The sequence below is a fragment of the Porphyromonas gulae DSM 15663 genome, from assembly GCF_000378065.1.
Lineage (GTDB): Bacteria > Bacteroidota > Bacteroidia > Bacteroidales > Porphyromonadaceae > Porphyromonas > Porphyromonas gulae.
This window is the reverse complement of record NZ_KB899148.1, coordinates 81,426-95,045: the sequence shown is the minus strand read 5'-3', so window position 1 is coordinate 95,045 and position 13,620 is coordinate 81,426. Positions and strand designations below refer to the sequence as shown.

Here is a 13,620-nt window from a genome sequence, read left to right as displayed (position 1 = left end):
ACACTCATGGCTCTTATTCGCAAGCAGGCCACGAACCGCGTGCTGATGGTGCGCCCGGCTCTCTTTGGATTTAATGCCGAGACGGCCACAAACAACAGCTTCCAGAAAGAAACGGGAGTACCCGAAGCAGTAGCAAGGGAAGCGAAAAAAGAGTTTGACAACTACGTCAATCTATTGCGCGAACACGGAGTAGATGTATGGGTCATTCAGGATTCGAAGACACCTCATACACCCGACTCGATATTCCCGAACAATTGGTTCAGCACGCATGTCACAGGCGAATTGGTGCTTTACCCCATGTATGCACCTAACAGGCAGCAAGAGCGGAAATTACCCGTATTGGCTACCGTTGGTGAAATGGAAGGGGTAGAACGCATCATCAATCTCTCCGGCTACGAGCGAGACAATTGTTTTCTCGAAGGTACGGGCAGTATGGTATTGGACAGGGTCAATCGTATAGCTTACTGCTGCTCATCCGAACGTACCAATCCGAAGGTGTTGGAAGAGTTCTGTCGGGAGTTGGACTACAAAGGATTGATTTTTACCGCCACAGATGCGAATGGTGCTCCTATCTATCATACCAATGTGATGATGTGCGTAGCTTCGCGCTATGCGATCGTTTGTTTGGAGTGCATCAGAGACGAAGCCGAGCGCAGTATGGTGGTGAATAGCCTGACTGCTACAGGACACCGCATCATAGCCATTAGTACGGAGCAGGTGGAACACTTCGCCGGCAATATGCTCGAAGTGGAGAGCGAGACAGGCCAATCCCTGTTGGTGATGAGTGCCGAGGCTCGCCGTTCCTTGACTGAAGAGCAGGTAGCTGAAATAGAAGGGTTCAGTACGATCGTAGCTCCGGAACTGACCACGATCGAAAAGAACGGCGGTGGTTCCGCACGCTGTATGTTGGCAGAGATATTCCTGCCTCAGGGATAATGAAGGACGAGCAAATATGCTTCGATAGCTTCATCCCGCCATTCATCAGAATCATATACAAGAAGAAATAAAAAACAATGAATAATTCGCATTTTACTTTTGCCAAGCCGGTCAATGAGCCGGTTTACGGCTATGCTCCGGGTTCGCCGGAAAGAAAAAAACTGAAAGAGGAGCTTCAACGCCAACTGTCTACGCCTATAGAGATTCCTGTTATCATAGGAGGCAAAGAGATACGAACGGGCGATACCGGCACTGTGGTGATGCCCCACAACCACGCTGTCCGACTGGCCACCTATCATCGGGTAGGGGAGAAAGAAGTGCTCCAAGCTATCGAAACTGCCGAAAAGGCTCGTCAGGATTGGAGCCGTCTGCCATGGACTGAGCGTGCTTCCGTAATGTTGCGCATCGCAGAATTGATTTCCACCAAATATCGCTATCAGTTGGCCGCCTCCGTAATGCTTGGGCAGAGCAAGAATCCGATGCAGGCAGAGATCGATGCTCCGTGCGAGTTGATCGATTTCTTGCGTTTCGGAGCCTACTATGCAGGACAGATCTATGCCGATCAGCCTATCAGCGAAAAAGGCATTCTCAATCGGGTGGAATACCGTTCGCTCGAAGGTTTCGTTTTGGCCGTTACGCCTTTCAATTTCACCAGTATTGCCTCCAACCTCAATCTGGCACCTGCCATGATGGGGAATACTACTATCTGGAAGCCTTCCACTACAGCCCTTCATAGCAACTACCTCCTTATGAAAATCTTCCAGGAGGCCGGTTTGCCTGATGGTGTGGTCAATTTCCTTCCCGGACAGGGTAGCTTGATTGGTCGGGTAGCCACAGCGAACGAACACTTGGCCGGTTTCCATTTTACCGGTTCTACAGCTACGTTCAACACCCTGTGGAAGAGCATCGCCGGCAATATAGATTGCTATCGTGGCTATCCGCGTATAGTGGGTGAAACGGGAGGAAAGAACTTCGTGATGGTTCATCCCTCGGCAGAAGTGCGCGAAGTGGCTACGGCTCTTGTGCGCGGAGCTTTCGAGTATCAGGGACAAAAGTGTTCGGCAGCAAGTCGCGCTTATATTCCTCGTTCCTTGTGGGAGAGCGTGAAAGAGGTGATGGGCGATATGCTCGACAGTATCAAAATGGGAGACGTAATGGAATTCGACAACTTTGTCAATGCCGTTATCGACGAAGCCTCTTTCGATAATATCATGAACTATTTGGCTGCCGCCAAACGAGATCCGGATGCCAAGATCATATTCGGCGGTGAAGGAGATAAGAGCGTGGGTTACTTTATCCGGCCTACCGTTATCGAAACGACGAATCCGCATTACGCTACGATGACGGACGAACTGTTCGGTCCCGTCCTGACCGTATATGTCTATGAGGACAAAGACTTTGCCGATACGCTACGTCTTTGTGACAGCACCGGCCGTTACGGACTGACCGGCTCCATCTTCTCTCGCGATCGCTATGCCATCGAACAGGCTTTGGATGCTCTGCGCTTCTCCGCCGGCAACTTCTACATCAATGACAAGCCGACGGGTGCCGTTGTCGGGCAGCAACCTTTTGGCGGTGCACGTGCCAGTGGAACGAACGATAAGGCGGGCGGACCACTTAACCTGATGCGCTGGTGCAATCCGCGGACCGTGAAGGAGACCTTCGTGCCTCCTACGGATTATCCCTATCCGTTCTTGGCAAAGGATTGATCCAAATTTTTGCTACGGGAAGAGTCGTACTTGGTCGCATCCCGTTTATTGAGAGACTGTATCCTTTTGGAGTGCAGTCTCTTTTTTTAGAATATATTTCTCGACCTTGATCAAGGAACAAAATTGGTGCCATGCTTTCAGATAGTTGTATAACGTTTATCTTTGCGCGCAATTTCCACTATAAAAGAAGAGGAATCCGACAGATAATTTTATGGAAGGCCAGCGTAATCAGATGGCACGTTTTTGGCTGTTACTTGTAGTGACAGCGATTCTCTTGGCTGCTTTGTTCTATCTGCCCGAGCAGATAGGGAGTTGGCAGCTCAAGCCGGTAGACCTCCTAAGCGATGTTCGCCGAGTAAAACCCGATTCTACCGCGGTACTTATTGCTCCGAAACACACTCCACCCTCCGAGAATAATACAGATAATAAAACCAAATCCGATAAGCGCAGAAGTGCTATTTATAGCCAATTGCTTGAGCAAAATACGGTAACTGATTCGACCTTTATCCCTATAGAGGATTATAGTTCTTCACGGACGGCACTCAAACGTTTCTATACGAGTATAACCGAGCGGTCAACTCTCGGCAGGCCTATTCGGATAGCCGTATTGGGCGATTCCTTTATCGAAGGTGATATTTTCACCGATGCTCTTCGTGCTGCCCTGCAAAAGCGTTTCGGTGGCAATGGAGTAGGGTGGATGCCTATTACCTCCGAGGTGGCAGGATTTAGAGGAAGTATTCGTCATGAGTTCAGGCAGTGGGACGATCATTCTCTACTTCGTTCGAAGAAAGGTCATTATCCCTTCACCGGTCATTTCTATCGCCCCAAGCAGGGAGCATGGGTACGTTATGCGATGCCTTTGGGACAGCCGAACTTCGGTCATGCGATACTATATTATAAGTCTACGGACGAGGCCTCGGTTCGTATAGAGACTTCGGATACTACGCTCACCGTCATCCTCCCTCCGACGGAAACCGTGGGCCAATACACTTTGAGCAGCGATCCGCAACGAAGTATCAAATGCAGTGTTCTTTCCGGGGGACAAGATTTTGTATCTTTCGGCGTCGCATTGGAGGATGCACAAGGTATTTCGGTCGACAATATGTCCATTCGTGGCAATTCAGGTACTCTTCTCAAATCCATCAATCCGGAAGTCAGCCGGGAATTTGCCTCTCTCCGCAATTATGATCTCATCATCCTGCAATATGGACTTAACGTCGCTTCGAATAAGCAAAAAGACTATAGCAATTATGCCAAGCAGATGGGAGGAGTGATCGAAATCCTTCGGAGCGTGTGTCCGGAGGCCGACATCCTTCTGATGAGCGTGTCCGACAGGGCGCAGCGTACTGCAAACGGAATCCGGACGATGTCCGGCGTTATTGCTCTTCATTCTGCACAGCAGGCTCTTGCCCAACAGTACGGTGTCGCTTTCTGGAGTACACTCAGAGCTATGCATTCGTTGGGAGGTATTTCCCGAATGGCCGATAAAGGCTGGGCGGCCAGAGATTACACGCATTTGGCACACCGAGGTGGACGGGAGTTGGCCAAGAAAATGATTGAAGCATTTGATTTTGAAAAAAAGTATTATGATGCCATTCGTGAGTAGACTCATACTATTGCTGCTCTGCCTTACTACAGCTTCCGGGCTGTCGTTTGGGCAGTCCTCGCTTTGGTACGAACCGGAAGGATATCTCGACCAAGTATGGCAGCACATCAGAGTAGCCGATTCGAACAAGAAGCTGGTTACGGTTCTCCACCTTGGCGATAGCCATCTGAGTGGAGGATATTTTACCCGATCCATGTCAGCCAAATTGGCTGCCCAATATGGTGATAAAGTTCGCTTCGAACGCATAGGTGTTCCCGGGGCGAGTTATTTTTCTTTCTCTCAGAATAAGGATAAATACCTGCAGCAGATCAAAGCGGTGCAACCCGACCTCGTCATTGTATCGCTGGGGACCAACGATTCGTATACTTTCCAATTTTCCGAAGATAAAATGCGGGGAAATATGGAGATCTTTTTCAATATGCTGCGTGAAGCTTTGGATGATGTGCCATTCATCCTGACCACGCCTCCGCCATCTTACCTGCGCCGATCCGTCAAGGTGGCAGGCTCGAAAGGCAAGGGGAGCAAACGTCGTAGAAATCGTTATAAAACTACCTATCACTTTAATGACAATACGGAAAAGGCCTCCCGTCTTATCCGATCGTACACCTTGGAGCATGGTATGGCATGCTTCGACCTCTCTTCCGCTATAGGCGGAGAGACCGAAACTCGTCAATGGTTGCGTAGCGGATTGATGCACGCGGATCACATACACTATACTATCGGTGGATACACCCGTCATGGAGGGCTGGTAGCTGACGCCTTGCTCGGTTCGATTGATGGCCCTAACGTGGATCGGAGCAGCCAGCCCAAGCCTTATAAAAGATAGTTCGTTAGCATGCATTTTTTCGATTCGATGGATATATCCCGTCTCTGGGATCTATTGCAGTATCATGCATCCGCTCCCATGATTTTTTCCAGCGGGACGTTCTTTATCCTCTTCCTTTTGTTCCTTCCGCTATACATCCTGCTACGCCGGCAAACCAGCTTGCGGATCGTATATGTATCTTTCTTTTCTCTTTATTTCTACTACAAGAGCAGCGGTCTTTTTGTCCTGCTTCTTTTAGCGGCTGCTACGAGCGATTTCATCATCGGCCGTTTTTTGTCCCGTCAGCATATCCAAGTTCGGCGCAAACTCCTTGTGGCACTCAGTATGTGCATCAATCTGGGTGTATTGTCCTATTTCAAATACTTCAATTTCCTCGGTGAGATGCTTTTCTCTCTCATTCAGGAAATCGGCCTCGTGACCAATCGCCCTGAGTGGATCATGACCGAGTGGAAGAATTGGGATATTATACTGCCTGTCGGGATCTCGTTCTATACTTTCCAGACGATGAGTTATATCATCGACATCTATCGCGGTCATGTGCAGCCCCTAAAGCGTTGGATAGACTATGTCTTCTACGTCTCTTTCTTCCCCCAACTGGTAGCCGGTCCCATTGTCCGTGCACGAGATTTTATCCCACAGATCTATCGCCGGCCGGTGTTGGAAAGGAAAGAATATGCCGAAGCCCTGATGTTGATCATGGGGGGGCTCTTTAAGAAGGCAATCATATCCGACTACATCAGCCTGAACTTTGTGGATCGCATATTCGATGCTCCGACACTTTACACCGGCTTGGAGAACCTGCTCGGCGTTTACGGCTATGCCCTACAGATCTATTGCGACTTCTCCGGTTATTCCGACATGGCCATCGGTATAGCTCTGGTGCTCGGCTTCCGCTTCAATATCAATTTCGATTCACCTTATCAGTCGGCCAATATCACCGAGTTCTGGCGCAGGTGGCATATCTCCCTTTCATCATGGCTCAGGGATTACTTGTATATACCATTGGGGGGGAATAGGAAAGGGAAAATCCGTACCTATATCAATCTTCTGCTGACGATGCTTCTCGGCGGTCTTTGGCATGGTGCCGCCTTGCGATTTATTTTGTGGGGAGCTATCCATGGAGTGGCATTGGCCGTACACAAACTCTGGTGCGAGATCTTTCCGTCGAGTCGGGCTATGTCCACAGATATGCCTTTTTGGCGCAGATGGCTCGGACGGATCATTACTTTCCACCTCGTCTGTTTCGGTTGGATCTTCTTCCGAGCCGATTCGATGGCAGTGGCCGGACAGATTCTCGGACAAATATTCAATAACTTCCATCCCGAAGTTCTCTTCCAATTCATTGCCGGCTACAAGGGCGTTGTCGTACTGATGGTCACGGGTTACCTGTTGCATTTTGTCGGTAAGGGTAAGCGAAGCAAGGCACAATCCATGCTTGAGCGTGCTCCGTTCGTCTTGCAAACTCTGATGCTCGTTCTCCTGATCTTTACCATCATTCAGGTACGCAGCTCGGAAATACAGCCCTTCATATATTTCCAGTTCTAAACAGCCTTACCCGATCTTCTTTTTTCTAAGCGGATGAAGTAAAGGGCCTTCGAATTTTATAGGCAGAGAAATTGCGAGCCCGAAAATGCTCCGATTGGGGTCTGAGTTTTCTGAAAACGTGGCGCGGGAAGTTTTTCGTTCTGGTGTGGGAAGTAAAAAATTCTCGCGCCAGAACGAAAAACTTCCCGCGCCACGTTTTTGGAGACCATAGATCCATTCGTTTGTTTGTCTACCGGGGTTCTCGCTATGGCCTTTCATGGCATATTATTCAGATGATTCTAAATTGATAAATGGAGAGAGTCGATGACGTCTCCGGTGTCGGGCTATCATTTCGTGTGTAAATGACTCAAAGAAAAAAGGCTGTGCGGAGAAAAATCCACACAGCCCTATTTTTTCTACTTGGGGAAGTTTATTCTCAGAATACTCTTTCCCGTAAGGTCTTATTTGACGATCTTCATCGTTTCACGGATACCGTTTCCTTCAACAACCAAAACGTAAGTACCCGGAGCATGGGAAAATACGTCCATACTGAAGACACTTGTTCCTGCTACTAAGTCTTTGTCCATCGCAGCGACTTCTTCTCCCAGCGTATTGTATAGCTTGATCCGGTATGTGCCGGCAGCATTCAAACTGACAGAGACAGCCAGCTCTGAACGATCGGCATTGAACCATGCACGAAGAGTCTTGGCAGCTCCGGTGACAGTGCATGTATTGGTTTCGTTCATACATGTAAATTTGAAAGGATCGGGTTCGCCGATAAAGGGATAAGTCTCTTTGCGACCACTATTGTCTGCGGCAGAGATATAGTATTCTACCTTATCATTCTTGTTGAGACCTGTAAAGCTGTATGTATAGTGACCTGTAGACTCCATGGTCATATCTACAGCGTTAAAGCCACCGGAACCGTTGATACGGTAGTAGCATTGTACCGGTGATATAGTAGCATTGGCGCATGAGATGACGTCTGCTTCGATCTTATAATTAGGACCGGCCTGTTCGCCAAGTATCGGATAGTGCTTGATATAGAGATAGCCCTTATCTGCTACTTCGTGAGTACGACAGTGCAGGGCATCTGTTCCTAACCATGGTGTTCCCGGAGCTCCTTTAATACCTATAATTTCGTAACCGGGCATTGCTGTCTTATAGACATTCAGAGCATCGTTGTCCACGGAAGCGGGGCCATTGACAGGAACAAATACTCTGTTGTTCAGAATCAGAGAGTTCGTGTACGGCTGTTCATTGGTGGCCAGAACACGGTATATCTCGTACTTCGTTCCCCATGCGCAGGTCTGTGCTGCGAAGTAGGCTGCCATATCTTCCAGAGCTTGGTACTGAGCATGATTGTTGGGTACTTTCCTGATGAGGATTTTGTTCGGTGCCAGATACTTACCCCAACAGTCCACATGGTCGATATAAGTATTGTTCGGATCCTGCACCACATCATGGTGTGTAATGCCGAGATAGTCTTTCATCTTTTGATTTACTTGTGCTTGAGATAGAGAGGGGTTCTCCGTATATGCGATATGTGACTGTACAGCGGATCCATATCCGTCTGTCATGTAGTTACCACCGGTCTGCTTGAGCTTCATGCCGAACATCTCGATTCCCAGATATTGTGCTTCATATTTGGGGAAATCGTCATCGTTAGGACGAGGGCGGTTATAAATAAAGTCCACGAGACCTACCTTGTTCGTGTCGTACATTATGAACCAACCGGTATAGTCGCGTGTCCAATAAGAGTCGGTGTGAGTAATGATGAAATCGCAATTAGAGAGATTCACACCGTTTTGGGTGTATTGGGTTGTAACGGTATTTTTTTGGGTTTCATTTGCCACGATGGTAATCACCTTGTCGTTCTTGGCGAGCTCTTTGATCAATTCCATTGGGATACCGAACGGATAGCGTACCAAAACGGCTGCGGAGCGTTCGTACTCAGCGATAGCACGCACAGGGCCTGCAGGGGGATTCGTTTCCTGGAATGCTCGTTGCATCTCTTCTGTTGCAAACTGATAGTTTCTTCCGTTCGTTTGCGTTTGCGTTTGGGCGATTGCCGGCAGTTGGAAGAGTCCCAATGCCAGCATCAAGGCTTTAGCCTGTAAAAGCTTTTTCATTTCAGATACGTTTTGTGTTATGAGTATGTTTCTTAAGCATGTCTTAATATTTCAGGAAAATGACGGCGATCACCGATTGGCGGTAATTTGAGAAATATCCTTACACGGATTCAACCTCAGTTGCTTTGATTCGGTAATAGGTTTTCTGCTTGATTATCGTGCGTAAAATTAGAAGAAATCAGTCAATATGAAATATAGCAGGCCTGTTTTCTTGATTTTTGTGTATTCAAATAAAATGGAATCCTCTATTACTACATGAATGTATCACTTATACAAGAATATATAAAGAAGAGAGCGGATGTGTGAAGATAATCTTCCACATCCGCTCTCTTTCTGCTACTATTATAATTGTACTTGGTTGTTATATCTTCTTAATGTGCTACATTGATTTTTGTCGTGTGTCGATTGACCTTAAGAATGTAGGTGCCATTGGGAAGGTGGCTGATATTCATTTTGCCATATCCTGTTGATAAACTGCTCTTTAGAACAATCCTGCCAGACATATCGAAAAGAATGATAGCAGTCTCTTGCGGAACGGTGGGAGCAGATATTTCAACGTAGTCCTTTGCCGGGCGAGGGAATACGCTGATCTTCTCTGTAGAGGCTATCGCTTCCACTGCTGTACCGTTAACGATCTTTACCGTATAGCTTTTTCTGCCTTTTAGGTACAACTGTGGTTGTCCATTTACGAATGCATGGAGCGTCGCACGATAAGTGCCATCGGGGATAGAACCTTCCACATGGGGCTTATACACGAAGGTTTCCCCCTGCTGGATATGCGCTGTTTCTTGGGCTACCAATAAGGATCCCGAAGAGGATTGTGTTTGGCGGAAGATAACGACCAAATTACCGTTGAAGGGCAATCCAATATTTTTTACCGTAAAAGGTGGCAATGCTCTATCATCAGCCATGTCCAGCATATAGGAAGAAGTTTGGTTATGATTCACCTCGAATAGCGGATGTGTGTACACACTCGGTGTATTTACAGATACTCGTTCTATTTTTTTCCATTCATCCACTCCTTCTTTGGCAGAAAACCTATACCATAAAGTATAATCACCTTCCATAAGAGTCAGAACTTCTGTCGAGAAAACAACCGGATAGTCATTGCTGCCGCCCGGTACCTCGGCCATTATCCAACCCAATGGTATGAGATTGTCTGCTGTAACTCCCGTAGATAGAGCAAAAGCTACCGGTGTGCGGATTTCGTCCGGGCTATCGCTACTGAATCGCACGGTTATAGAACTCTGCTCGTAAGAATTGAGATCTGCGATGAGACTATTGGGGATGATGCTGAGTTCGCCCTTATTATCGTCTACTGTCACTACGACATTGTTCGGATCTGTCGTATTTACTTTAATACTATTTACATATCCCCCCTGTATGCGTTGTATGGGTTCCCATTGTTCTGTGCCGGTTCGACGATAGAGTAGTGTAATCGTGTTAATTCCTTGAGGAAGTACATTCGAATCCAGCAAGAAAAGTTCTGAAAACGCCCCATATCCATGCCAAAAGATGTTGTTGGATGAGGTTTTCACCTCAGTGATTTCTCCGTTGGCGTTATTTAGTCTATAGCCAAGGTCCAGATTTGAATTTTCTTCTCCTGTGTTATAAACCGAATAATCTACATTCAAACCTAGTCCGGAGGTATACACAGTGGATATACTTTCCAGAGCCAAAATCGGCAAAGCGTCTGTGCCTGCTTCGGACGGAATTTTGGCTGGTTCGATACCCGTAATGATTTCTTGATAAATAGTGAATCCGATCCCCTGACCTCCAATACCCAGTGAGGTGGGAGAGAGGAGTGTAAGTTTATAGAAGCCGTTGGAAACACCTCCCCAGCCCCAATTGAAGTGGAAAGTACCATCCGAGGCATAGCCATCGCATACGAAAGCATGCCCCATACTCTGGTTGTTTCCTGCATAGTAGACTGGTCTTGAGGAGGCAAGTTCCTTTCGGATCATATCCTGCCATTCCTGTGCGGTGTATAGGGCGCGTACGTGTAGCTGTAATGAGCGTTTGTAGCGAAAGTTGTTTCGCAAGGCTCGCACGACATAAACGCTGTAGGTACCACTTCCATTTTCATAAAAATTCATGTTTACAGATGCACTGACATCACGCATCAGTGTGGCATAAGCATCTACTTGGGCTCCGCTCAGATTATCAAAGTTCGGATTACCGGGCATATTGCTCCAGTCGTACGTTTCACCGAATGTGCCGGACCAATTGCCTACCAGTGGTCCCGCGTCGTAATTGAATACCCCTTCACCCTGAAGAGGCCAGCTATGATAGCGCATGATTTGTGCTGTTGCTGTAGCCACACATCCGGTATAGGCATGCTTGCCATTGGGTAGGAGTGGCTCTTTATTATTCCAAGGATATGCCTGATTCCATCTCATCGGATCGTTGGCAAAACTGCCATTGTCCATCAGAGCATGTACTTCTTCGGGTACCTCCTCCGTGCGCAATATCTCTTCATTGGGCTTGGCTTTTCCCGAAAGTATCATCGATATTTCCTGATCGTAGACCTGTAGCCACATACGTAGATTGTCCGGCATATTGTACATGTCGAAACGTCCAATGGGGGAATAGGCAAGAACTGCCGGTATTCTGTCATCTGCTGCAATGAGAGCATAGCCCTCGTTCGTGCCGCGATTGGCTACATAAAAATATGGCGAGGAGTCGCCCTCTGCTGATACAGTACCGCGCTCTGCATCTCCTTGTCGGTAGACGTAGTCGATGGAAATTTTATCAGAAACTACTGGTTGTCCGGTGCGTAATGATGCCTGTCGCAAAGTCAGATGAGCTAAGGCCGAAGCTCGCTCTTTCGTGATAGGAGCAGAGTGCCCTGTCATAGCAAAGCCTAAGAGCATTGCTATGGTTAGAAAAAAACTTTTTTTCATTGAGAATGATATTCTTAATTATGAGAATTTTTTGGCTTTAGAGCAACCTACGATGGCGTTGGATTCTTTGTGAAAGAAGAAAAGCTTCTTAATCCCTTTTCATAACCACTTACAAAGTAAATCAAAAGCCTGAATAATTCTTACAACTCATAATACGTCAGAATTATATTATGCTTGCTATGTCTTGCATAAAGAGGTGAAAATAACTTCCCTTTCGCCGAACTCATATAAGGCGATGTGTCAGTGTTGCACTGATCGGTGGGACGTGCTCCTTATTAGCATGCAATTGGATTCAATACAACAATCCTTATATTTGCGGCCGAAAGACTGTTTTCAATAGATCATTAAAGTAATGCAGCATGCTCATATGCTGTCCTTAATAACAACTAATTCAACCAAAAAACGAAATGAGAAGAATTAAACTACTCTTGGGATTCGCCTTGTTTTTTCAATTGGCAAATGCCCAACAGTCGGGTGACTTGGATCCCACATTCGGTACAAACGGAGTGGTACAGACACCTATCGGTAATGGTAGCTTTATCGTAGATGAAGTTCGCAATGTTACTATCCAGCCCAATGGCAAAATTATTGCTATGGGGTCAACTCGAAATGGTACGAAAAAGCATGTTGCTTATGTTCGCTACAACCCTGATGGATCGCTTGATCAATCTTTTGGGAACGGAGGTAAGCAGATTTTTGTCCCTACTTCTTTATACGGCAATTTCGCTACGGCAGCGGCTACCTTGTCTGACGGTAAAATTATTTCATGCGGCTATGTCTTCGATTCTGATAATACGATTTGCCAACCTCTCCTGATTAGAATGAATGATGATGGTACATTGGACACCTCTTTTGGGAACAATGGTATTGTGCTTGCAGACTTTCCTTATAGCACACTTCCTGAGAAAATGGTACTTCAAAAAGATGGAAAGATGCTGCTGGTTGGCTATTACCATGACAATATGATGACTCTCCGCTATAACCCTGATGGATCCATAGATAAAACATATGGCATTGATGGCGTTTGTGAAATTGTAATTGAAGGTAGTGCCAATTCTTCTTTTGCTAAAGCGATTGCTTTGCAGGAAGATAACAAAGTGGTGATTGTCGGCATGTATGGTACACATCCGGATTGGAAATGGGCTATTGCACGAATCAATGAAAATGGATCATTGGACAATTCTTTTGGGGAGAATGGATTGAAGACCATGTCTATCGGCTCCGGCCATGACTTTGCCACTGCCGTGCAGATTCAGGAAGATGGAAAAATTGTCGTTGCCGGTCACTCTTGGGTTGCAAGCATCCCTACTTTGCAGTACGATCTGATAGTTCTCCGCCTGAATCAAGACGGTGAGTTGGATAATACGTTTGGAGAATCAGGTATTTTCAAAAAGAATGTGATTGACGGTGGAGCCACTTATGTGGATGGTATTGTCCTTTCACCGGAAGGTAACATTTATGTAGCTTTCAACGCCGTAAAGAATAGTATATCCGATCTGGGGTTATTGAGCGTCGATAAAAATGGTAAGTTGAATACCTCTTTTGGGGGAAATGGCTATACTGTAACCGACCTTAGCGAAGCTGCAGATGAAGCAAGTGCTATAGTTATGCAAGCTGATGGCAAGATAGTATTAGGAGCTTCTTCTTTTTCAGCTACTACTGGAACGCCTTTCGTCCTACTTCGGTATTTAACGGACGTGCCCTCTTCCGTTCTTCCTATGGTAGGTGAAGAAAAGTCGTTTGTAGTTTATCCCAATCCTGTGAAAGACGTACTGAATATCGAGTATGAAGGTGAATTCGGCGTACGAATCTTCGACCTTTCCGGTCGTTTGGTGCTCTCTACGAAGAATACTCGTACGATTGACGTGAAGGCTTTGACTGCCGGAAGCTACGTGATCGAGCTGACGACTGAGGCAGGTGTACTGACCGAACGCTTCGTCAAACTCTGATTCCTGTAAGAATCGCTTCGAAAAGAGGGAATGCC

10 protein-coding genes are annotated in these 13,620 nt (G+C 46.8%); 7 read left to right on the top strand and 3 right to left on the bottom strand.

Going from position 1 to position 13,620, the window contains the following annotated elements:
* The first annotated feature begins 6 nt into the window (after positions 1–6).
* The 5 genes from ctlX to F452_RS0101025 all read left to right on the top strand — a co-directional run bounded on the left by ctlX (position 7) and on the right by F452_RS0101025 (position 6,622).
* Positions 7–936, top strand: coding sequence for a citrulline utilization hydrolase CtlX (ctlX, locus tag F452_RS0101045; RefSeq protein ID WP_018964411.1), 930 nt, complete (start codon positions 7–9; stop codon positions 934–936).
* Positions 937–1,013: 77 nt separating this feature from the next.
* A complete protein-coding gene (gene pruA / locus F452_RS0101040) occupies positions 1,014–2,645 on the top strand; it encodes an L-glutamate gamma-semialdehyde dehydrogenase (RefSeq protein ID WP_018964410.1) in 1,632 nt (543 codons plus the stop codon).
* A gap of 232 nt (positions 2,646–2,877) precedes the next feature.
* A complete protein-coding gene (locus tag F452_RS0101035) occupies positions 2,878–4,251 on the top strand; it encodes an SGNH/GDSL hydrolase family protein (protein ID WP_235317514.1) in 1,374 nt (457 codons plus the stop codon).
* The gene (locus tag F452_RS0101030) at positions 4,232–5,077 is read left to right on the top strand and encodes an SGNH/GDSL hydrolase family protein (protein WP_018964408.1); all 846 of its coding nucleotides are present in this window, start codon (positions 4,232–4,234) and stop codon (positions 5,075–5,077) included. The genes F452_RS0101035 and F452_RS0101030 overlap by 20 nt, the downstream gene beginning before the upstream one ends.
* 9 nt (positions 5,078–5,086) lie before the next feature.
* Positions 5,087–6,622: an MBOAT family O-acyltransferase gene (locus F452_RS0101025; RefSeq protein WP_026292079.1), complete on the top strand. Its 1,536-nt coding sequence runs from the start codon at positions 5,087–5,089 to the stop codon at positions 6,620–6,622.
* Positions 6,623–6,647: 25 nt separating this feature from the next.
* Here F452_RS0101025 and F452_RS12525 read toward each other — a convergent pair whose 3' ends face one another.
* Positions 6,648–6,794 (bottom strand): DUF1661 domain-containing protein, encoded by a 147-nt coding sequence (locus F452_RS12525; RefSeq protein ID WP_244263757.1) that lies wholly within the window; start codon positions 6,792–6,794, stop codon positions 6,648–6,650.
* Between F452_RS12525 and F452_RS13155 the strand changes: the two genes are divergently transcribed.
* The gene (locus F452_RS13155; protein WP_235314715.1) at positions 6,766–6,909 is read left to right on the top strand and encodes a DUF1661 domain-containing protein; all 144 of its coding nucleotides are present in this window, start codon (positions 6,766–6,768) and stop codon (positions 6,907–6,909) included. The two genes, F452_RS12525 and F452_RS13155, sit on opposite strands and share 29 nt — an antisense overlap.
* A 153-nt stretch (positions 6,910–7,062) precedes the next feature.
* Here F452_RS13155 and F452_RS0101020 read toward each other — a convergent pair whose 3' ends face one another.
* Together F452_RS0101020 and F452_RS0101015 are read right to left on the bottom strand one after the other, a co-directional pair.
* Positions 7,063–8,733 carry a peptidylarginine deiminase PPAD gene (locus tag F452_RS0101020; RefSeq protein ID WP_018964406.1) on the bottom strand — a complete coding sequence of 557 codons (1,671 nt, stop codon included), beginning with the start codon at positions 8,731–8,733 and terminating at the stop codon, positions 7,063–7,065.
* Positions 8,734–9,104: 371 nt separating this feature from the next.
* Entirely contained in the window at positions 9,105–11,636 is a 2,532-nt protein-coding gene (locus F452_RS0101015; protein WP_026292078.1) for a C10 family peptidase, read from the bottom strand.
* 407 nt (positions 11,637–12,043) lie between these two features.
* On the opposite strand from F452_RS0101015, the gene F452_RS0101010 reads away from it, so the two are divergent.
* On the top strand, positions 12,044–13,585 hold the full coding sequence (locus F452_RS0101010) for a T9SS type A sorting domain-containing protein (RefSeq protein WP_080637662.1): 1,542 nt from the start codon (positions 12,044–12,046) through the stop codon (positions 13,583–13,585).
* Positions 13,586–13,620: the final 35 nt, after the last annotated feature.